Origin of the sequence: Celeribacter halophilus (genome assembly GCF_018860305.1) — a bacterium.
GTDB classification, from domain to species: domain Bacteria; phylum Pseudomonadota; class Alphaproteobacteria; order Rhodobacterales; family Rhodobacteraceae; genus Celeribacter; species Celeribacter halophilus_A.
The window spans coordinates 325,204-346,851 of the sequence record NZ_JAHKPE010000013.1; the positions used below are offsets into that span (position 1 = coordinate 325,204).

Genomic DNA, 21,648 nt, shown 5'->3' on the forward strand with positions numbered 1-21,648 from the left:
GGTTGCACGCCGAAGAAGGGTTTGGTCGCAGATCCCGGTTTGGTCGGGATCGCGCCAGGCAGCGGGGTCAGAAGGTGACCGCCGGTTTCCGTCTGCCACCATGTGTCGACGATGGGACATTTGCCCTTGCCGACGACCTCGTTGTACCAGTTCCAGGCCTCGGGGTTGATCGGCTCGCCGACCGTGCCCAGCAGTTTGAGCGAGGACAGGTCGTATTTCTCGACCCATTCATTGCCTTGCCCCATGAGCGATCTGAGAGCCGTGGGGGCGGTGTAGAACTGGTTGACCTTGTGCTTTTCGCAGACGGCCCAGAACCGGCCCGCGTCGGGGTAGGAGGGCACGCCTTCGAACATCACCGTGGTGGCGCCATTGGCCAGCGGACCGTAGACGATATAGCTGTGACCGGTGACCCAGCCGACATCGGCGGTGCACCAGAACACATCGCCATCGTGATAGTCGAAGACATATTTATGGGTCAGCGCCGCATAGGCGAGATAGCCGCCGGAACTGTGCACCACGCCTTTGGGTTTGCCCGTCGAGCCGGAGGTGTAGAGGATGAAAAGCGGATCCTCGGCGTTCATCGGCCGCGGCGGGCAGTCGGGGGAGGCGTGTTCCATCAGGTATTTGACATCGACATCGCGCCCGTCGATCCATGTGATCTGATCGCCCGTGTGTTTGACCACGAGGCAGCGGACCTTGTCGGAACAGTGCAGCAGGGCCGCGTCGGTATTGGCCTTGAGCGGCGTGCGGCGGCCACCGCGCGGGGCGGTGTCGGCGGTGATGACAAGCTTCGCGCCGCAGTCATTGATGCGGTTGGCAAGCGCGTCGGGGGAAAACCCTGCAAAGACAATGGAATGGATCGCACCGATCCGCGCACAGGCCAGCATGGCATAGGCGGCTTCGGGAATCATCGGCATGTAGATGACCACACGATCCCCGCGCATGACGCCCTGGCTCAGGAGCACATTGGCCATGCGGTTCACCTTGTCGGAAAGCTCCTTGTAGGTGATGTGGCGGGCGGGCTCGTTGGGGTCATCCAGCTCGAAAATGATCGCGGTTTGCAGCGATCTCTTGGCGAGGTGACGGTCGATACAGTTGGCGGACACGTTCAACACGCCGTCCTCATACCACTTGATATCCACGCGGCCGAAATCGAAACAGGTCTTCTTGACCTGTGTATAGGGTTCGATCCAGTCGAGAATCTTGCCCTGCTCCGCCCAGAAGGACACGGGGTCTTCGACGGACTGTTTGTAAAGCTCTTCGTATTTATCCGCAGAGATCAAAGCATTCGCCGCGAAGGCCTCGGATGGGGAATACGTTGTGTCGGTCATGCTGGCTCCTCCCAAAGCTGGCCCGTAAAGCGGGCGCGAAGTCCCGCCCTGTGCTTCGGGAGGGACGTTACGTCAGATGGCCAGATATTCGGCTCTTAGCGCGTCATTCTCAAGCACTTCTTTTGCGCTACCATCGTAAACCACCTGTCCGGTGTCGAGGATCACGGCGCGATCGGCCAGATTGAGGGCGCGTACGGCGTTCTGTTCGACCAGAACGGTGGTGATGCCTTGCTCCTTGATGATGCGCAGGGTCTTCTCGATCTCGTCCACAATCACCGGCGCAAGCCCCTCATAGGGTTCGTCGAGCAGCAGAACCTTGATGTCGCGGGCCAGCGCGCGGGCAATCGCCAGCATTTGCTGTTCACCACCCGAAAGCGTGATGCCCTCCTGTTTGCGGCGTTCGCGCAGGCGCGGGAAGAGATCATAGAGGCGATCCAGCGACCAGCCGACCGGTTCGACGATCTGCGCCAGTTGCAGGTTTTCCTCGACCGTCAGGCCGGGGATGATGCGGCGGTCTTCGGGCACCAGTGCGATGCCTTCGACGGCGGCCTCATAGGAGGTCATCGTGTGCAGGTGTTTGTGATCCAGCCAGATTTCACCATGGGTCACGGACGGGCTGTCCAGACGGGCCAGAGCACGCAGGGTCGAGGTCTTGCCTGCGCCGTTGCGGCCCAGAAGGGCGAGAATCTCGCCCTCGTGGATGTTGAAGGAGACGCCCTGCACAATATAGCTTTCGCCGTAATAGGCATGGATGTCCCACGCCGAGAAAAACGCGGGCGCGGTTTCGGCGTGATTGGCATTCGGGTTGAAGCCGTCAGCGGCGGAGGCGGGGTTTGTCGCGGTTTGGCTCATGATTTACACCTGTTGCGTTTCGCCAAGATAGGCTTCTTTGACTTTGGGATGGCCCTTGATGTTGTCGGGCGTGTCTTCGACCAAGGGGGTGCCTTGGGCCAGAACCGTGATGCGGTCGGCCAGAGAGAAGACCACATGCATGTCATGTTCGATGATGGCGATGGTGATGTCGCGCTCCTCCTTGATCTGCTTGAGCAGGGCGATGGTGTTGTTGGTGTCGGCGCGCGCCATGCCGGCGGTCGGCTCGTCGAGCAACAAAAGCTTCGGCTCCTGCACCAGACACATGGCGATCTCGAGGCGTCGTTTGTCGCCGCGGGACATCGAAGACGCGATCATGTCGCGCTTTTCATACATGCCGAGGTCCTTGAGCATGGTGCTGGCCTTTTCGATCAGGCCGGTTTCCTGCTCCATGTTCTCGATTGCGTGCATCCGGAAGGCCCCGTCGCGTTTGGCAAAACACGGGATCATCATGTTTTCCATGACGGTGAGGTCTCCGAAAATCTCCGGCGTCTGGAAGACGCGGGAAATGCCCAGCTGGTTGATTTCGTGGGGTTTGCGCCCCAGAACCGAAGTGCCCGCAAAGGTCACGGAGCCTTCGTCGGGGATGAGCTTGCCGACGAGACAGTTGAGCAGCGTCGACTTGCCTGCACCATTGGGCCCGATGATGGCGTGGACGGTGTTTTCCTCGATGGAGAGATTCACATCCCCCAGCGCCTGTAGCCCGCCGAACCGTTTACCGACGCCTTTGACTTCAAGAATTCCCATGTTCATTCTCCTGCGACGCGTTTGGTGGGGGCGGGGTGATGTTCGGGATCGGAGCCGTCATATTTGTCCCGCTTGGTCTTGCCCTGCCGGATCCGTTTGGACAGGCGCTTGAGCCCTTCGACCAGACCGCCCGGAAGGAAGGTCACGACCAGCATGAAGGTCACGCCAAGGGTCAGGTGCCAGCCTTCGCCGGTGAAACGGGCAAAGACCCAGATCACCACATCCTCGATCCCGTCCGGCAGCCAGTGGAACCAGCTGTGCAGGACGCTTTCGTTGATCTTGGAGAAGATGTTTTCGAGATATTTGATGACGCCTGCGCCGAGAACCGGCCCCATGAGCGTGCCTGCGCCGCCCAAGATGGTCATGATCACCACCTCGCCTGAGGCGGTCCAGAGCATCCGGTCGGCACCTGCCAGCGGATCCATCGCCGCCAGAAGCCCGCCGGCCAGCCCCGCATACATGCCGGAGATCACAAAGGCCGCCAGCGTGTAGGGTTTCGGGTCCAGCCCCGTGTAGGTCATGCGCTGCTGGTTCGATTTGACCGCCCGAAGCATCATACCGAAGGGCGAGCGGAACAGGCGGATCGCAACGTAAAAGGCAATCACCGCAATCACGGCGCAAAAGTAATAGCCCACGTTGAAGGTAAAGACGCGGCCCAGCACTTCGACCTTGTGGGAGGCATTCATCGCCAGCCCGAAGATGTTGGTGACGGGCAGGGAACTGCCTTCGATGGCACGGTCAAGAACGCGCGGATCATCCAGCGAAAGCTGCAACCCTGTTTCGCCATTGGTCAGCGGGGTCAGCACAGAATAGGCCATCTTGTAGGACATCTGCGCAAAGGCCAGCGTCAGGATGGAGAAGTAGATCCCCGAGCGGCGCAGCGAGACAAAGCCGATGGCGGCGGCAAAGAGGCCCGAGACCACCATCGCCAGCAGGATCGCGGGGATGACGTTCATGGTCAGGAGTTTCATCATCCACACGGCGGCATAGGAGCCCACGCCCAGAAAGGCCGCATGGCCGAAGGACAGGTAGCCGGTGAGGCCGAAGAGGATGTTGAACCCCACCGCGAAGATGCCGAAAATGGCGATCTTTTGCATCAGGTCGGGATAGCCGCCATTGAACTGCGCAAGTTCGGAGCCTTCTGCAAAGGGTTGCAGCAGGATCGGGGTCAGCAGCGTCAGCGCGATCACGATGAGCAGGAAGCGGGTGTCTTTTTTGTTCAGTCCGAGAATTTTTTTGCCAAGCATGGGTTAGTCCTCCATCACGCCTTTTTTGCCCATCAAGCCGCGTGGGCGGGTCAACAGGATGATGATGGCGACGACATAGATGATGATCTGGTCGATACCGGGAAGGATGGATTTAACGGCATTCATCGAGGAGAAGCTCTCCAGAATGCCCAGAAGGAAGCCTGCGGCGACGGCGCCGGGCAGCGATCCCATACCGCCGACCACCACGACGACGAAGCAGAGCACCAGAAAATCCATGCCCATGTGATAGTTGGGCGACAGGATCGGCGCATACATCACGCCTGCGCTGCCTGCGACGGCTGCGGCCAGTCCGAACATGATGGTGAAGCGCCGGTCGATGTTGATGCCCAGAAGGCCCACGGTTTCGCGATCCGCCATGCCTGCACGCACCACCATACCGAAGGTGGTGAAGCGCAGAAAGCTGAAGACCGCGCCGATGACCACGGCGGCAAAGAGGAAATAGACCAGCCGCCAGTAGGGGTAGATGATCACATTGGGATCAAAGCCCAGCATCGCGCCAAAGTCGAAAGAGCCTTTGAACGCATCGGGCGCGGGGGTGGAGATCGGGTTGGCGCCGTAGAAATACTTGATGACCTCTTGCAGCACGATGGCCAGCCCGAAGGTCACGAGAATCTGGTCCGCATGCGGGCGTTTGTAGAAATGCTTGATCAGCCCGCGTTCCATGATGAAGCCCACGGCAATCATGATCGGGATGGAAAACAGGATCGCCAGAGGCACCGCCCAGTCGATCAGCGCATGGCCGAAATCATGGCCGAACCACGCCTCCACATAGGGGGTTTTGATCTTGGCCGGATTGCCGAGGAAGTCGAGTTTCTCCGGATCAACGGTTTCGAAAGACAGGTTCAACAGACGCGAGAGCGTGACGGCGCAAAAGGCCCCGATCATGAAAATCGCGCCATGGGCGAAATTGACCACGCCCAAAGTGCCGAAAATGAGCGTCAGGCCCAACGCGATCAGCGCGTAAGCCGAGCCCTTATCCAGCCCATTGAGCAATTGCAGAAGGATGGTTTCCATATTCCCCACCTGTTTGAGGTTGAGCTTGCCCGAGCGTCTCCGGCCCGCCAGACGCGGGGGGAGCGGACACCGGACGCGCCGTGACGCCTCCGGTTGCATCGGTTTTGAAGAAATCGGGGGGCCTGCCACCTTTGTGGTTCAGGCCGCCCCTTTGCCCTTTCGGGCCTGTCCGGACGCATTTGCCTCCGGTCAGGGCCCGTGCGTGGGACGGTTAGCCTGCGTTACAGTCGCCAAGCGCGCCACCCGCGAACATCGGGTGGTCTGCCGGATAGGTGACCTGTGCGGCGGGGGTGATTTCGACGATCTCCAGAAGGTCGAATTCGGAGGTCGGGTTCTCTTTCCCGCGCACCACCAAGACGTCTTTGAAGCACTGGTGATCTTCGGCGCGGTAGAGCGTCTTGCCATTGCCCAGCCCGTCGAACTCAAAGCCTTCGAGGGCTTCGACAACCGCACATGGATTGAACGATCCGGCCCGTGCCACAGCATCCGCATAGAGCAGCGTCTGCACATAGCAGGTGTGGGCGGCCTGCGACGGCGGGAAGCCGTATTTGGTGCCGAAGGACTTCACAAAGGCTTTCGAGCCTTCATCGGTCAGCGACCAGTGCCAGTTGGTGGAGCCGAGAATACCCTTGATGTTCTCGCCGGCACCGCGTGCCATCAGACGCGAGAAGAGCGGGACAACGATCTCGAACTGTTTGCCGTTCACCATCTTTTCGCGCAGACCGAACTGCACGGCATTGGTCAGGGAGTTGACCATATCCCCGCCGTAGTGGTTCAGGATCAGCACATCTGCATCGGTTTGCAGAACCGGCGTGATATAGGAGGAGAAATCCCCCGCGCCCAGCGGTGTGCGCACCTTGTTCACGGTTTCCCAACCCAGCGCCTCGGTGGCCGCGGCAATGGATTCCTCTTGCGTCCAGCCCCATGTGTAATCGGCGGTCAGGTGATAGGCCTTGCGATCCGCGCCATAGCGGGCCGCCAGCACGGGTGCCAGTGCAGCACCGGACATATATGCGTTAAAGAAGTGACGGAAGCCGTTGGCTTTCTTGTCTTTTCCGGTTGTGTCGTTGGAGTGGGTCAGGCCCGACATGAAGATCACGCCAGCTTCCTGACACAGACCTTGCACCGCTACGGCCACGCCGGAGGACGAGCCGCCGGTGATCATCACCGCGCCGTCTTTTTCGATCATGGATTTGGCAGAGGCCCGCGCCGCATCGGATTTGGTCTGGGTGTCACCTGTGACAAATTCGACCTTCTTGCCGAGGATGCCGTTGCCTTCGAGGGTTTTGGAACTGAAGGTGTTCAGCATCCCGCCGTCGCCTTCGCCGTTGAGATGCTCGACCGCCAGTTGATAGGCGCGCAGCTCGTCGGCGCCTTCATCTGCGTAAGCGCCGGACTGGGGCACGTTGAATCCCAAGGTGACGGTGCCGCCCATCGGTTCGTTGGTAAAGGCATGGGCGCCTGAAGTGAAAATCGTCGGCAATGCGAGACCGGCACCGGCGACGGCTCCGGTCCTGAGAACGCCACGGCGTGTCAGATCGGTTTTGGACATGTAAATTCCTCCCTATGGGTTTTCTGCGCAAGGCTCGCCCGAACTTCCTCCCCGAAATTCGGGCGATGCACAGATCCGGTTTCTGGCGATCCTGAATGTGGATCACCTGTAAACCGGATAGGGAGAGTATTGGCGGGAGTGTAAAATCCAGCAACAAATGCTTTTAATTTAACGCTTTTTTTGTTAAGAATTACACAGATGAAATTTCGGATTTGTAAATCCATTATCCCGCACTTGCACAATACACCTGTTTGCAGTTGCGGAAAACCCTTGAGAACGCGCCGGATTTTCGTGCCGCAGATGAAAACCGGTCGGGTGTCACTCGCACAGGGCACGCACTGAGCGGGGCATCATGCGACACACGGGCGACACGCAGGCGGCGCGGATCGCAGGGGAGCATCAGGCAAGCACAGGGATTGTGCTTGAGGGAGAGGAGCAAAACCATGCCACGTTCGGCACTGACAGGCACACGCATTCGCGAAAGGCGGCTCCTGAAAGGGATGAAACAGGCCGATCTTGCCCGCACTGTGGGAATTTCTCCGGCCTATCTCAACCTCATCGAACACAACCGGCGCAAAATCGGCGGCAAGCTGCTGATTGATCTGGCGCGGGAATTGGGGGTGGAGCCCGCCGCGCTGACGGAAGGGGCGGAACTGCCTTTGATGGAGGGGTTGCAGGAGGCCGCGAGCACAGGGGCCTTGCGCCCGTCCGAGGGCAAACAGGTCCAGCCGCCGGAATTGCAGCGGGCCGAGGAATTTGCCGGACGGTTTCCGGGCTGGGCGGCGCTGGTCGTGGCGCAGCGCGAACGGATCACCGCGCTGGAGAGGCGTGTGGAGGCGCTCAACGACCGTCTGGCCCATGACCCGTTCCTCTCGGACAGCCTGCATGAGGTGTTGTCCACTGTGACCGCCATCCGCTCCACAGCGGGGATTTTGAACAATGCCGGAGAGATCGACCGCGACTGGCAGGCACGGTTTCACCGCAACCTCTATGAGGACAGCCAGCGCCTTGCGGACGGATCGCAGGCCTTGGTGAGCTATCTCGACACGGTCGGCAAATCCGAAGACACGCTGGCCTCGCCGCTCGAAGAGGTCGAAGCATGGCTGGCCTCGCGGGATTTCGTATTGCCGGAACTTGAACAGGGCAAGATGCCGGAGCTTTCGGGCGAGGGCGGGTTGCGCACCGCTGCGGCACGCAGCCTTGCCCGCAAATGGGTGCTGCGGGCGCGCGCCGAGGCCGAGAAAATGCCGCAGGCGATGGTGGAGGCGATTGTCGCCCGTCACGGACCTGATCCGTCGGCTCTGGCGCAGGCGATGGGAGTTGACCTGTCGGCGGCCATGCGGCGTCTGGCGAGCCTTCCGGCCTCTGAAACACGCCCGCCGATGGGGCTTGCGATCTGTGACGGCTCCGGCGCTCTGACCCACCGCAAGCCGCTTGACGGGTTCGCCCCGCCACGGTTCGGTGCGGCCTGTCCGCTGTGGCCGCTCTATCAGGCGCTGTTGCGGCCCTTGGTGCCGGTGCGTCGCGTGGTCGAACAATACAGCCAGCCGCCACGGCGCTATCTGGCCTATGCCATCGCCCAGCCGCAGCGGCCGGACCGGTTCGATGCGCCGGAGGTGGTCGAGGCCACGATGCTTTTCATGCCGCTGGACCAGCTTGATCTGGAGGTGCGCTACGAGGAGGTGCAGGGAATCGGCACATCCTGCCGCGTCTGCGCGCGTATCGAATGCCCCGCACGGCGCGAGCCTTCGATGGTGCTGGAGATCGCGGAGGAGGGGTAAGGGGCTCTTGTCAATTCCCTGCCGCATACACAATTTTTTGACAGGGACGCGACAAGAGGCCATAAACTGCGGTATCTGAGGGGAGAGAGGACATTATGGGCAAGCGCGTGCTCTTGATCGAGGACGAGCCGAATATCATCGAGGCGATCCGGTTTATCCTGTCGCGTGATGGTTGGACGGTGGAAACCCATGCCGATGGGGCGACGGCGGTTGCGGCGGTGGATCGCAAGTGCCCTGATGTCATCATACTTGATGTGATGCTGCCAAATAAATCCGGTTTTGAAATCCTGCGCGAGCTGCGCGCCATGCCCGATCATGCCAGCCGTCCGGTTTTGATGCTCACTGCGCGCGGCCAGCAGAAGGACCGTGACATGGCCGAAGCCGTGGGCGTCTCGCATTTCATGACCAAACCGTTTTCCAACACCGAAATGCTCGACGTGGTGCGCCGTTTGGCGGCGGATGCGTCGGGGCAGGACGATGGCCATGGCTGAGAGGCGCATGCCGCTCTATCTTGCCCGCGCGTCCTACCGGCGCAGGCGGTTGATTGACGCGCTGCGGCTTTTGCCTTTTCTGATGTTCGGCCTCTGGCTTTTGCCGCTGCTTTGGGGCGGCGAGGGCACGAACCGGCCTTTGGGGGCGGGGTCGCGGGCCTTTGTCCATGTCTTTGTGGTCTGGGCGCTTGGGCTGATTGCCTGCGCATGGCTTGCGCGCTACTTGCGGCGCGAAGCGGTGCCACCTGAGACCATAGTTCAGGACGAAACTGTGCAGGAGGCCGCCTCGCAGGGCAGTGTATCTAACAGCGAAATTGACAGTGCAACAGACACCGAATCTGGCAGCGAAACTGCCAGTGAAGCGGATCAGGCGCGGGCCCCGTCAGACGGGGAGGCCGGGTGATGCTGCGATTCAATATCCTCGTTCTGGTCTGCATCTCCTACGCCACGCTCTTGTTCGTCGTGGCCTTCTGGGCCGAAAAACGCGCCGAGGCGGGACGGCTGGGCTGGCTGCGTTCGCCGCTGATCTACACGCTGTCGCTGTCGATCTATTGCACCGCGTGGACCTTTTACGGTGCGGTGGGATATGCGGTGCGTTCGGGGCTGGAATTTGTCACGATCTATCTTGGCCCCTCGCTGATGATGATCGGCTGGTGGTGGATTTTGCGCAAACTTGTGCGGATCGGGCGGACGCACCGGATCACCTCTGTGGCCGATCTGATTTCGTCGCGCTACGGGAAGTCGACCACGCTGGGGGTGCTTGTGACGCTTCTGGCGGTGATCGGCACCACGCCTTATATCGCGCTGCAACTGCAATCCGTGGCGCTGTCTTTTGCCGTGTTCGGGGTCAATGATCCGTCGGGCGTGGTGCTGCCCGATCTGGACAAGACTGCACTTTGGGTGGCGGCGGGGCTTGCGCTGTTCACCAGCCTGTTCGGCACGCGCAACCTTGATGCCAACGAACGCCACCACGGGGTTGTCACCGCGATTGCTCTGGAGGCGGTGGTGAAATTCATCGCACTGATCGCGGTGGGATTGTTTGTGGTCTGGGGCCTGTCGGACGGTCTGGGGGATTTGATGATGCGGATTGATGCCTCCCCCGTGGCGCAGCATCCCATTCACGGCACCCGCTGGATTGCACTGACCATGCTTTCCGCAGTGGCGCTGATCACCCTGCCGCGGATGTTTCAGGTGCTTGTGGTGGAGAACTCCGACGAAAGTCATTTGTTTACAGCCGGTTGGGCCTTTCCGCTCTACCTCTTTGGCATGTCGCTCTTTGTGATCCCGATTGCGGTTGTGGGGCTTGAAGTGCTGCCCGCAGGCTCCAATCCCGATATGTTCGTCCTCACCCTGCCGCTGCACTATGATCAGAGGGTGCTGGCGACCCTGTCGTTCCTCGGCGGGTTTTCCTCGGCCACCTCGATGGTCATTGTGGCCTCGATTGCGCTTTCGACCATGGTGTCGAACCATATCGTCATGCCGATCTGGCTTTCGTCGCGCTCGGGCGGCGCGATGGTGTCGGGCGATGTGCGCGGCGTTGTTCTGTCGGCGCGCCGCCTGTCGATCTTTGGCGTTCTGGCGCTCGGTTATCTCTATTTCCATTTCTCCGGCGGCTCCGAAGCGCTGGCCTCCATCGGGATGATTTCCTTCACCGGCGTGGCGCAGGTTCTGCCCGCGATGGTGGGTGGCATCTTCTGGCGCGGGGCGACGCGGGTGGGGGCTATCGGCGGGGTGATCACGGGATTTGTCGTCTGGGCCTATACGATGTTCCTGCCGTCTTTCGGTCCGGCCGCAGGCTACACCGCCGAGTTTCTCGCCCAAGGTCCGTTCGGTCTGACGCTGTTGCGGCCACAGGCGCTTTTCGGCGTCGAGGGCGTCGATCCGGTGGTGCATGCGATCAGCTGGTCCATGGCGCTCAATACGGTGGTCTTTCTGGTCGGCTCCCTTCTGTCCTTCCCGCGTCCGGTGGAGCGGCTGCAAGGCGCGGAATTTGTCAATGTGTTCGAACATTCCGGCTCGGCGCGGAGCTGGTCCCACGGCTTTGCGGAGGCCGAAGACCTGTTGGTCATGGCGCAGCGTATTCTGGGGCCCGTTGAGGCGCAGAACCTGTTCCAGTCCGAAGCGGAACGGCAAGGCAAGGAGGGCTATCTACCGGACACCACGCCCGCCTTTATCGAACGGCTGGAGCGCGAGATGGCGGGCTCTGTGGGCGCCGCGACCGCACATGCGATGCTGGGCCAGATTGCCGGCGGGGTGTTTGTCTCTGTCGAGGATCTGATGGCCGTGGCCGACGAGACGGCGCAAATGATGGAACATTCCAGCCAGTTGGAGCAGAAATCTGTCGAACTGGCCCGCACCGCGCGGCAGTTGCGCGAAGCCAACGAAAAACTCACCGCGCTCTCGATCCAGAAAGACGCCTTCCTGTCGCAAATCTCCCATGAATTGCGCACGCCGATGACCTCGATCCGCGCGTTTTCGGAGATTTTGCGCGAGGCGGGACAGACCGGAGATATGGATGCGGAGAGTCTGGAGCGGTTCTCCTCCATCATCCATGACGAGGCCCAGCGCCTGACACGTCTGCTCGATGACCTTCTCGACCTTTCCGTGCTGGAAAACGGACAGGTGAGCCTCAACTGGGCGCGGGCCAACCTGCATGACGTGATCGACCGCGCGCTCAATGCAAGCTCGGAGGCGGGCGGTGGCAACGGGCTTGTGGTGCGTCGCAACGAGTTGTCCGAACATATCGCGATCGAGACCGATCCCGACCGTCTGGCGCAGGTCTTTATCAACATCATCGCCAATGTGCGCAAATATTGCGACGCCGAGACGCCGGTGTTGCAAATCCATGTCCGGCGCACGCCCGACGACCGGCTCCAGATCGATTTCATCGACAACGGCTCGGGGATTGCGAAGGACAAACAGGCGATGATTTTCGAGAAATTCTCGCGGCTGACCGATCACGCGAAGGCGGGCGGAGCGGGGCTCGGGCTGGCGATCTGTCGCGAGATCATGGTCAATCTGGGCGGCTCGATTTCCTACCTGCCGGGGCAGGGCGGCGCGGCTTTCCGGCTTGATCTGCCACGGGTGCGGGCGCGGGACTGAGCCGTGCTGATACGGCTACGATTTTTCTTCGGAAAATTCTGTGTGTTTCAATACTTTCTTTACTTTGTCGGGCGATAACTCTCGCAAGTCCAGTTGAGCGAGAGTCCTGTCACCCTCATGTCAGATGCCGAGATCATTTCTGCGATGCGTCGAAAGGCCGGAGTGGGCCGCCCCCCGCCTGAAGTGCAGCCCATGTCACCGGCCAAGGCGCTGACACTTGCGCTGGCGAAAGCGGCGGAGGAGACAATCGGTCTGGTGCTTCAGGTCACAGAGGTCGGTGAGGAGCGGATTGCCATGTCCCGCCTTGCCGAAGAGGTGCCGGAAAACGCGCTTTTGACACTGCTGGAGGGGCCGGAGACAATCTATGGTCTGGCGGTCTGGGACAGGAACACGGTGTCCGCCATTGTCGAACAGCAGACTACGGGCAAGGTGCTGACCCTACCGCCAGAGGATCGCGCGCCCACCGCCACAGATGCGGTCATGTGTAGCGATCTGTGCAATCAGGCGTTGCGCCAGTTCGAGAGCATTGTGGCCGAAATGGCCGATCCGCCGGATGTGGCGGGGTTCCATGCGGCGGCACAGCTGCGCGAGACGCGGTCTCTGGTGATGGCCTTTGATGATGTGCCCTACCGGCTTTACCGCATCCGTGTGAGGCTTGGGCGCGGGGCGCGTGATGGCGTGGTTTTTCTGGTGTTCCCCTATGACATGCCAAAGCCCAAAGCGAGCGCCACGGAGACGGCAGAATTCGGGGACAGTTTCCAGAATGTCGTCATGAAGTCGGAGGCCTGTCTCGATACGGTTCTGCATCGCCTGCGGATGCCGCTGGCCGATGTGACCGCATTGAGCGAGGGCATGATGCTGCCAATCCCGCGGGAGGCGATCTCTCGCGTCGAGCTACGCGCCGATGACCGGCTGGTGAGCCGCGCCCGCCTTGGTCAGATCAACGGCAAACGTGCCTTGCGCCTCGTGCTTTGTAGAGAGGAAGACGAGGGCCTTGACGAGTCCGGCGGCGCTATGTTCGGCGGGGCCGGAGTGGGGGCGATCGGCGCGTTTGGCTCTGACGCTTCGGGAATCCTGTCACAGCAGGCCGATGCGGGCCTGCCCGATCCCTCCGGTTTTCCGGCGCTTGCGGGAGGTGGAGATGCATCAGTGGAGACGGATCTGCCGCCACTCGGAGACCTGCCTGCGACGGGAGACCTGCCGCCGCTCGGGCAGACCGGCGATGCGGCGGGGAATGGCGATCTTCCTCCGCTTGGTGATCTGCCGCCGCTTGGGGATATTCCCCCTCTGGGAGAGGGCTTTGCGACGCCGGATGACCTGCCTCCGCTCGAATGAGGCAGATACCGGAGCGCACAGGGTTTTTCCGCATCCCTGTTGATGTGAATCAAGGCCCTGTCTGCGGTTTCAGGTGATCCTCTTTCAAGGAGGACCACCATGATTGATTTTGAAAAGAGACGCGCGCAATTGCTGGACCGCAAGGCGGAACTGGCCACGCGCCTGCAAGAAATCGACGCGGAACTTGATGCGCACCAGACGAAGGACTGGGACGATCTGGCCACCGAACGCGAAAGCGACGAGGTGCTCGAAAACATGGGCCATACCGGCAAGGCGGAAATCGCGATGATTGATGCGGCACTTGGGCGGATCGACGCCGGTGACTACGGAATCTGCGCCGAATGCGGCGAGGAAATCAGCAAAGAACGGCTGGATGTGCTACCCTATACTCCGGTGTGCCGGGATTGTGCAGCCCGCAACGCCGCACGCGGATAGGGGACAATCCCTCCGCGCAGGCGCTGTGAAGACCTTGCAAGAAACTGACTTCTGGGAGGACTGACATGACCAAGACAAAGAGACCCGATGTGGAAATCGACAAGATTGTCGATGATCTCGTCAAGGATGAGGAAACGGCCGTGGCGCTCAAAGGCAAGCTGCGCCAGACATTTGTCGAGACGGAAACGATCTATATCCGTCCCGAGGCGTCCAAGGACGATGACGATGATCTATGGGACAATATTCCGGTCTGAGCACGGGCTCGGCAGGATGTGAGTTTTCCGGAAAGGATGCGCTATGGCTTTTGAAGCTCTGAAAGCACAGGTCTATATGACCCTGAATGAAATCGCGGCGCGACCGGAAGACCGTCACATCCTGCAAGAGACCCTGCGGGAGAAACTCTCGGAGCTTCGCGCCCTTGGTCTGCCATTGCCCGAAGACCTCGTGCGGCTGGAGGCGGAACTGGAAGAGGGTGCCGCCGACGGGATTTACCCCAAACGCCCGTAATCGCGATTGCGGATCGAGAAAATGCCATCTTGCCTTACAGGGACACTCTCCGCCATTATGTGGAAAAACCTGTGGGCAGTATGTGGATAAGTCGTGGCTGCTCAGCCGCGACACACCGCGCGCCCACATTGATTGGTGCGGGGGCATGATGAGTGACGTGAAAGAGTTGGCACGAGATGCGGGCGAGGTTTTGAACGAGGGTGCATCAGCGCCCGCTGTGACAGTGACACATGACGGGGACATCGCCGTTTTGCGCCTGTCACGCCCGCCAATGAATTTTCTCACACAAGAGATGCGACAGACGCTTTTTGACGCTGTAGGAGAGGCCGAGGCCGATCCGAAGATCGAAGCCATTGTCCTGATCGGCTCTGGCGCGGGGTTCTCGTCGGGGTTCGAACCGGACAATCTGGTTGCGCAAGAGCCGGAACCCGGCCTGAACGCCCTGTGCGCGCGTATTTCCTCTTGCTCCAAACCCGTAGTGGCGGGTTTGCATGGCGCGGTGTTCGAGGCCGGACTGGCGCTGGCTTTGGCGGCGCATTACCGGATCGTAGGGCAGGGTGCGCGTCTGGCCGCGCCGGATGTCACGGTCGGGCTGGTGCCCACCGGCGGCGTGACACAGGTCTTGCCGCGCATGATCGGCGCAGGGGCCGCTTTGGAGATTTTGCTCTCCGGTCACCCCGTTTCGGCCCCCAAGGCCCAAGCTTTGGGGCTGATTGACGAACTGGCCCGCAAACGCATCGGCGTGGAAGCCTTGGAATTTACCCGAACCCTTCTGGCCGAAGGCAAAGCCCCGCGCCCCGCGCAGGACCGCTCGGACGGGTTGCGCGACGGGGTGGCCTATCTAAAAGAGGTGGCCGATCACCGCAAGAAAACCACCACCAAGCGCAGCATCGCCCCCGCGCAGATCATCGACTGTGTCGAAGCGGCGCTGATGCTGCCCTATGAGGCCGGTGTGAACCGTGAAACCGTGGCGCGTGAGGACTGTTTTGAAAGCGAAGGCTCCAAAGCCCTGCGCCACGCGGCTTTTGCCGAACGTCGCGCCGCCCGCCTGATCGGGGCAAAAGGCGCCAAGGCGCGCAAGGTCGAGACGGTCGGGATCGTCGGTTCTGGCGATTATGCTCTGGGCATTGCGATTGCGGCGCTGGATCACGGGGTGAAGGTGCAGCTTCTGGGCAATTCCGCCGATCAACTGGTGCTGGACCAACAGCGGATCAACACCGTTTACACCCGCGCAGCCCAGAGGGGCCAGTTGACCGCAGAGCAGCGCGATGAACGGATCGCCGCGCTGGAGGCGGGTACCCAGATTGATCGCCTCGCAAAGGCGGAGCTTGTGCTTGATGCCAGCCGTGGTTCGGTGGAGGCGCGGGCACGGCTTTTGGCGCGGATCGAGGAATTCTTGCCCGAAGAGACCGTGCTGGCCACGATTTCCGACCGAGCTTTCGGGCGTCTGGCACAGGATCTGGCCCATCCGGAACGGTTTCTGGGCCTGCATTTCTTCGCTCCCTCTCAGGCGATGCGGGTGGTGGAACTGGCGCGCCCAGAAGGGGTTGATGTCAATGCTCTGGCCACCGCACACGGCTTTGTGCGCCAGATTGGCAAACTGCCGGTGAGCGTGCGGGCGCGTGACGGTTTGATTGCCAATGTGGTGCAGGAGGCGGGCTGGGCCGCTGTGGATGTGCTCTTGCTTATGGGGGCGCGACCGGCGCGGATAGATGCGGTGATGCGCGATTACGGCTTTCCTACAGGGCCGTGCGAATTGATGGACGCGCTGGGGCTTGAGCATATGTCCGGCGCGGTGGCGCAGTTCCTGAGTAGCGCGGGACGCAAAGGCAAAGCGTCTGGGCACGGGTTCTATGATTACGATGCTGAAGGGCAGCGCGACGACAGCGAAACCGAAGTGATCCTGACCGAGCTGCGGCGCGAAGGCGGCGTGCCGGAGATTGCGCTGGAAGACAGCGATATTTTCGAGCGGATCGTGCTGGCCGAAGCCAACGCCGGTGCGCGGCTTTTGCAATCCGGCACGGTGGAGCATCCGCTGGACATTGATGTGGTGATGATGCTGGCCAAAGCCTACCCGCGTTTTCGCGGCGGGCCGATGAAATCGGCGGAGTTGATGGGGCTTCTGGCGGCGGAGAAACGCCTGCGCGCCTATTCGGACCAAGCGCCGGATATTTGGGAGCCTGCGACAATCTGGCGCGAATTGATCAAATACGGCGAAAATTTCGAAAAATTGAACCTTATCTGAGGGTTGTTAGGCCGATTTCGGGGCATTTTTGCGCGATTTTCCCATGAAATCCACCCGTTTCCCCGAATTGGGGCGCGGTCAATATGCTACGCCCATATGCGGTTGATCGAGATCAAGGTTTTCGCAACGCCTCTGACATATTCATTTTCTTGAGCGCAGGGGCCCGACGTCAGCAGTCAGACTTGGGGCCCTGCATTCCTCCCGCGGACTCTCCTTCCGATCGTCCGCGCTGTATCCTGCCTTTTGTGCGTGGGCAGAATACTATACTGGCGTCGTAGGGTTATGCGTTTCTCCTACGACGCCATTTTTTTCTGCATGTCGCGCCAAAGCCTGTCGCATGTCTGCTTTTTCTTGCAATCCGGCGCCGCATTTGCAGAAAATTGACACATATCACTTACAGATCGCTGTATCGGACGCAGTGTCGCGCCAGATCCGGACCGGAAACCACATTCTACGACACCTCCTCTGCGAGCCTCCCCGCTCAGAAAGTGCGTGCTATGACAGATGCTTTTGCGCTCTCCGATATTGCCCTGACAACTCTGGCGCTCTGCCTTGCCGGTGCCTTTGGTCTGCTGTTGGGAAAACTGCAAATCCGGAAAGTGGGCCTCGGTATTGGCGGGGTGCTGTTTTCGGGTATTCTCATCGGCCATTTCGCCTCCCGTGCCGGGATCGAATTTGACGGTGAGGTGATGCATTTCGTGCGCGAACTGGGGCTGATCCTCTTTGTCTACACCATCGGGATTCAGGTCGGACCGAGTTTCTTTTCCTCCTTCGCCAAGTCGGGGCTGAAATTCAACCTTGCCGCCATTGGTATCGTCTTGGGTGGTGTTGTGATGACACTGCTGGTCTATGCGCTGGCCGATTTGCCCCTGCCTGTTCTGGTCGGGGTCATGTCGGGGGCTGTGACCAACACGCCGGGGCTCGGTGCCGCGCAGCAGGTGTTGGGGGATGCGGGGTTTCCGTCCGCGGAAGTCGCGGAATCCGGCATGGGTTATGCGATGGCCTATCCCTTTGGTATCCTCGGAATTCTCACCTCCATGTTTGTGATCCGCTTTCTGTTCGGCATTGTTCTGGAGCGTGAAGAGGCCGCCTATCGCGCCGAGAGCCAGAGCGGCGAAGATGCGCTGCCAGCGATGAATGTGGTCGTGACCAATGCCAATCTCGACGGGCTACGGCTTGGCGATGTGCCCGACCTGTTCGATCACGGGGTGGTGGCCTCGCGTATGAAGAAAGGCGATGACCTTGTGGTGCCCACGCGCGATGTGACCCTGCATCTGGGTGATTGCCTGCATCTCGTGGGACCGGCGGAGAAATTGCAGGCGATGAAGCTCATTTTGGGCCGCGAGATTGACGCGCCTTTGACCACGAAGGGCACGAAGCTCACATGGTCGCGCCTCGTTGTGACCAAGGAGCGTGTGCTGGGCAAAACGCTCAAGGAGCTTGCCTTTCTCGAAGGCCACGGCGTGACCGTGTCGCGGATCAATCGGGCAGGCGTCGAACTTCCGGCACAGGGGGGATCGACTCTGGGCTTTGGCGATATCGTCACCGTGGTGGGGACAAAGGCCGATATTGATGCGGTGGCTGGCCAGTTGGGCAACGAGAATGCGCGGCTGCAAGAGGTGCAATTCCCCGCCCTGTTTTTCGGCATCGCGCTTGGTGTGCTGCTGGGCTCCATCCCGCTGGCTGTGCCCGGCCTTCCCGCGCCCTTGAAGCTCGGGCTTGCAGGCGGTCCGCTGATGGCCGCGATCCTGTTGGGGCGGCTGGGTCATTGGGGGCCGTTCACATGGTATATGCCGCCTGCGGCGAACCATGCGCTGCGTGAATTCGGCATTGTCCTGTTCCTCGCCGTGGTCGGGATCGTGGCAGGAGACCGGTTTTTCGAGACATTGTTCGAGGGGGACGGGCTGTCGTGGATGGGCTATGGCATCCTGATCACGCTGGTCCCGCTTCTCGTCGTGGGGACGATTGCGCGGGTCTTTGGCAAGTTCAACTACCTCAGCCTGTGCGGCGTTCTGGCCGGTTCCATGACCGATCCGCCGGCTCTGGCCTTCGCCGTGGCGATGAGCAAGACTGGCGCGGCCTCGGTCGCCTATGTCTCTGTCTATCCGCTGGTGATGTTCCTGCGTATCCTCGCGCCACAGGTGCTTGTGCTGGTGCTCGCGAGCATGGGAGCAGGGGCTTTTTGATAAAAAACGCGCATCAGACAAAGAAAAACCCCGGCAAAGCGCCGGGGTTTGATCCTTGAACAGCCTGACGTATCAGCCTTTGGCAGGAAGCGGGCCGATCATCATAATCATCTGACGGCCTTCCATTTTCGGCATGTTTTCAATCTTGCCGAGTTCTTTCGTGTCTTCGGCGACACGTTCCAAAAGCTGACGACCCAAATCCTGGTGCGCCATCTCGCGACCGCGGAACCGCAGGGTCACTTTCACCTTGTCACCATTCTCAAGGAACCTGACCACGTTGCGCATCTTGACTTCGTAGTCATGCACATCGGTGCCGGGACGGAATTTTACTTCCTTGATTTCAATGGTTTTTTGCTTCTTGCGGGCTTCGGATTCCCGCTTCTGCTGTTCGTATTTGAACTTGCCATAATCCATGATCTTACAGACGGGCGGATTGGCATTCGGCGAAATCTCGACGAGATCAAGTCCGGCTTCAGCGGCCATATCCATGGCTCTGGCGGGGGTCACGACCCCGACATTTTCACCCTCTGCGCCGATCAGGCGAATTTCCGGTGCACGGATGCGTTCATTGACGCGAGGTCCGGTGTCACGGGTCGGCGGGGCATTATGCGGTCTGCGGGCTATGGGAAGCTCCTGTCTGTGGTTGCATTTGTGTTGCCGGAAAATAGGGTGAATTGCGCGCAGTTTCAACCCAGTTTCGGCGACATCCCGCACAAGGCGACTGACGGGGAAATTTTCGCTGCCTCGGCCCCTTACATTCCTGTAGAACGCATGTCATATGCGGGGCTCGCAGAGGGGGGAACCTCCTGCAAAGGCCGCATGTTGTGGCCCAAGTATTTGGTGAGGAAGACACACATGACCAAACGTATTTTGACCGGCGCTCTGATGACCAGTCTCGCGCTTTCACTGGCAGCCTGTAAAGAAGAAGACAAAGCTGCAGAAGGCGAAGCGACCACTGGCTCCATTATCGAGCAGGCCACCGAAGCGGCAACAGATGCCGCTGACTCCGTAACCGAAACCGTGACCGAAGCTGCCGAAGACGCAGCCGACATGGCGTCCGATGCTGCTGAAGCGGCCACTGAAGCGGCATCCGACGCTGTCGAGGCCGCCACGGACGCTGTGGAAGCGGCCGGTGAAGGCGCTGTTGATGCGGCTTCTGATGCTGCCGAAGCGGCTGTAGATGCCGCCACCGACGCGGCAGATGCTGCGGCTGACGCAACCGAGGCTGCGACTGACGCTGCAAGCGAAGCTGCCGAAGCCGCCACCGACATGGCTGGTGACGCGACCGATGCTGCCGCCGACATGGCTGCGGATGCCGCTGAAACGGCTGCCGACACGGCCGAAGCTGCCGCTGATGTGGCTGCCGATGCTGCAGGCGACGCTGTTGAAGCCGCTGCCGACACCGCTGAAACGGCTGTCGATGCTGTGACCGAAGAAGCAATGGACGCCGCTCCGGCTTTCGATCTCTCCACCGCAGCCGAAGTGCTGACCGTTGACGGGTTCGATCTCGACAAAGCGACCGAAGTGGTGAACGCTTCCCCGCTGTCCGAGACCGCGAAAACCACCATCGTGACCGGCATGACCCAAGCCAAAGACAACCCCGAGATCCTCAGCGCGATCCTTGAAAAGGCCCGCACGCTGCTCGGCATGTAAGGCTCCGGTCTATTAAAAACGAAAGCCGCGCTGGGGAGACCTCGCGCGGCTTTTTTCTTTGCGGTGACGGGATCGCGCGTTTCCTTTGTGCTGAAAATACTCAAAAGAAAACCCCGCCGAAGCGGGGTTTGCATAGGCTCTCTTATGTCAGAAGGGTCGACTGCGTCCGCAGGCCAATCCCGCCGGATCAGTCCACAAAGGCCTTCTCGACCACATATTCCTTGGGTTCCGAATTGGCCCCTTCGCGCAAGCCGAACCCGTCGAGAATGGCCATGATGTCCTTGTTGAACGCTAGATTGCCGCAGACCATGCCGCGATCCGTCTCCGGTGTGATCGGATCAATGCCGAGGTCTGCGAACACCTTGCCGGAGGACAGGTTGTCCGTGACACGTCCCATGTGGTGGAATTCCTCACGGGTTGTCGTCGGGTAATAGCGCAGCTTGCCCTGTTCGATCTCGGAGAGGATTTCGTCGGACTTGATATGCTCGACCAGTTGGCGGCCATATTCCAGTTCGGAGACCTCCCGACAGGTGTGCATGAGAATGACTTCTTCGTATTTTTCGTAGACTTCCGGCTCGCGCATCAGCGAGGCGAAGGGAGCAATCCCCGTGCCCGTGGCAAAGAACCAGAGCCGCTTGCCCGGCAGGAGCGCATCCACCACCAGCGTGCCCACGGGTTTCGGGCGCAGAATGATCTCGTCGCCCGGCTGGATGTGTTGCAAACGCGAGGTGAGCGGGCCATCGGGCACTTTGATCGAGTAGAATTCCAGATGCTCTTCCCAGTTCGGCGAGGCGATGGAATAGGCGCGCAGCAGCGGCTTGGCCTTGCCGGTCTTCGGGTTTACATCCCCCATCAGCCCGATCATCACGAATTCGCCGGACCGGAAGCGCAGGCTTTGCGGGCGCTCGACCTTGAAGGAGAACAGCCGGTCGTTCCAGTGTTTGACTTCCAGAACCTTGGCGGCATCCGGCAGTGTGGGGACGGGTTTGGATTTTTGTTCAGTCACTTGGGTCAACTCGGTCATCTCGCTGTCTCGCGCCTTTTGGGTCGTCTAAATGAATGTTTCCGGCAAAGCCTTGATCCATATCAGATCAAGGAGGCCGGAAAAGGGGCGCATCTTGCCCCCTTTTG

Annotated in this window: 18 protein-coding genes and 1 pseudogene; 11 read left to right on the top strand and 8 right to left on the bottom strand. The window is 60.5% G+C overall.

Annotation, left to right across the window (positions count from 1 at the left end; genetic code table 11):
• From KO492_RS03200 to KO492_RS03225, 6 genes and pseudogenes are all read right to left on the bottom strand, one after another.
• Positions 1–1,331: pseudogene (locus KO492_RS03200) on the bottom strand (acetate--CoA ligase); the annotation flags it as partial.
• A 72-nt stretch (positions 1,332–1,403) separates the two neighbouring features.
• Complete coding sequence (locus tag KO492_RS03205) at positions 1,404–2,183, bottom strand: ABC transporter ATP-binding protein (protein ID WP_066601664.1); 780 nt, start codon at positions 2,181–2,183, stop codon at positions 1,404–1,406.
• Between the two features lie 3 nt (positions 2,184–2,186).
• On the bottom strand, positions 2,187–2,948 hold the full coding sequence (locus tag KO492_RS03210) for an ABC transporter ATP-binding protein (RefSeq protein WP_216043640.1): 762 nt from the start codon (positions 2,946–2,948) through the stop codon (positions 2,187–2,189).
• 2 nt (positions 2,949–2,950) lie between these two features.
• Entirely contained in the window at positions 2,951–4,180 is a 1,230-nt protein-coding gene (locus KO492_RS03215) for a branched-chain amino acid ABC transporter permease (protein WP_216043717.1), read from the bottom strand.
• 18 nt (positions 4,181–4,198) lie between these two features.
• Complete coding sequence (locus KO492_RS03220; protein WP_066601658.1) at positions 4,199–5,230, bottom strand: branched-chain amino acid ABC transporter permease; 1,032 nt, start codon at positions 5,228–5,230, stop codon at positions 4,199–4,201.
• A gap of 211 nt (positions 5,231–5,441) precedes the next feature.
• The gene (locus KO492_RS03225; protein WP_066601654.1) at positions 5,442–6,782 is read right to left on the bottom strand and encodes a substrate-binding protein; all 1,341 of its coding nucleotides are present in this window, start codon (positions 6,780–6,782) and stop codon (positions 5,442–5,444) included.
• A gap of 443 nt (positions 6,783–7,225) precedes the next feature.
• Here KO492_RS03225 and KO492_RS03230 point away from each other — a divergent pair, with 443 nt between their 5' ends.
• From KO492_RS03230 to KO492_RS03275, 10 genes are all read left to right on the top strand, one after another.
• Positions 7,226–8,563 carry a helix-turn-helix domain-containing protein gene (locus KO492_RS03230; RefSeq protein WP_216043641.1) on the top strand — a complete coding sequence of 446 codons (1,338 nt, stop codon included), beginning with the start codon at positions 7,226–7,228 and terminating at the stop codon, positions 8,561–8,563.
• 95 nt (positions 8,564–8,658) lie between these two features.
• Positions 8,659–9,054 carry a response regulator transcription factor gene (locus KO492_RS03235; RefSeq protein WP_066601647.1) on the top strand — a complete coding sequence of 132 codons (396 nt, stop codon included), beginning with the start codon at positions 8,659–8,661 and terminating at the stop codon, positions 9,052–9,054.
• Positions 9,047–9,457 carry a hypothetical protein gene (locus KO492_RS03240; RefSeq protein ID WP_216043642.1) on the top strand — a complete coding sequence of 137 codons (411 nt, stop codon included), beginning with the start codon at positions 9,047–9,049 and terminating at the stop codon, positions 9,455–9,457. Before KO492_RS03235 ends, KO492_RS03240 begins: the two co-directional genes overlap by 8 nt.
• The gene (locus KO492_RS03245; RefSeq protein ID WP_216043643.1) at positions 9,457–12,156 is read left to right on the top strand and encodes an ATP-binding protein; all 2,700 of its coding nucleotides are present in this window, start codon (positions 9,457–9,459) and stop codon (positions 12,154–12,156) included. The genes KO492_RS03240 and KO492_RS03245 overlap by 1 nt, the downstream gene beginning before the upstream one ends.
• Before the next feature lie 117 nt (positions 12,157–12,273).
• Complete coding sequence (locus KO492_RS03250) at positions 12,274–13,491, top strand: FliM/FliN family flagellar motor switch protein (protein ID WP_216043644.1); 1,218 nt, start codon at positions 12,274–12,276, stop codon at positions 13,489–13,491.
• Between the two features lie 99 nt (positions 13,492–13,590).
• Positions 13,591–13,926 carry a TraR/DksA family transcriptional regulator gene (locus KO492_RS03255; protein ID WP_216043645.1) on the top strand — a complete coding sequence of 112 codons (336 nt, stop codon included), beginning with the start codon at positions 13,591–13,593 and terminating at the stop codon, positions 13,924–13,926.
• A gap of 65 nt (positions 13,927–13,991) precedes the next feature.
• Positions 13,992–14,180 (top strand): hypothetical protein, encoded by a 189-nt coding sequence (locus KO492_RS03260; RefSeq protein WP_066601630.1) that lies wholly within the window; start codon positions 13,992–13,994, stop codon positions 14,178–14,180.
• 43 nt (positions 14,181–14,223) lie between these two features.
• Positions 14,224–14,433: a hypothetical protein gene (locus KO492_RS03265; RefSeq protein ID WP_066601628.1), complete on the top strand. Its 210-nt coding sequence runs from the start codon at positions 14,224–14,226 to the stop codon at positions 14,431–14,433.
• Positions 14,434–14,581: 148 nt separating this feature from the next.
• The gene (locus tag KO492_RS03270; protein WP_216043646.1) at positions 14,582–16,678 is read left to right on the top strand and encodes a 3-hydroxyacyl-CoA dehydrogenase NAD-binding domain-containing protein; all 2,097 of its coding nucleotides are present in this window, start codon (positions 14,582–14,584) and stop codon (positions 16,676–16,678) included.
• Positions 16,679–17,175: 497 nt separating this feature from the next.
• Complete coding sequence (locus tag KO492_RS03275; protein WP_216043647.1) at positions 17,176–18,864, top strand: putative transporter; 1,689 nt, start codon at positions 17,176–17,178, stop codon at positions 18,862–18,864.
• Between the two features lie 72 nt (positions 18,865–18,936).
• On the opposite strand, the gene infC is transcribed toward KO492_RS03275, so the two are convergent.
• Positions 18,937–19,554 (bottom strand): translation initiation factor IF-3, encoded by a 618-nt coding sequence (gene infC / locus KO492_RS03280; protein WP_332938910.1) that lies wholly within the window; start codon positions 19,552–19,554, stop codon positions 18,937–18,939.
• A 165-nt stretch (positions 19,555–19,719) separates the two neighbouring features.
• On the opposite strand from infC, the gene KO492_RS03285 reads away from it, so the two are divergent.
• Positions 19,720–20,517 (top strand): translation initiation factor 3, encoded by a 798-nt coding sequence (locus tag KO492_RS03285; protein ID WP_216043648.1) that lies wholly within the window; start codon positions 19,720–19,722, stop codon positions 20,515–20,517.
• 187 nt (positions 20,518–20,704) lie between these two features.
• On the opposite strand, the gene KO492_RS03290 is transcribed toward KO492_RS03285, so the two are convergent.
• Entirely contained in the window at positions 20,705–21,541 is an 837-nt protein-coding gene (locus KO492_RS03290) for a ferredoxin--NADP reductase (RefSeq protein WP_252735191.1), read from the bottom strand.
• Between the last annotated feature and the right edge of the window lie 107 nt (positions 21,542–21,648).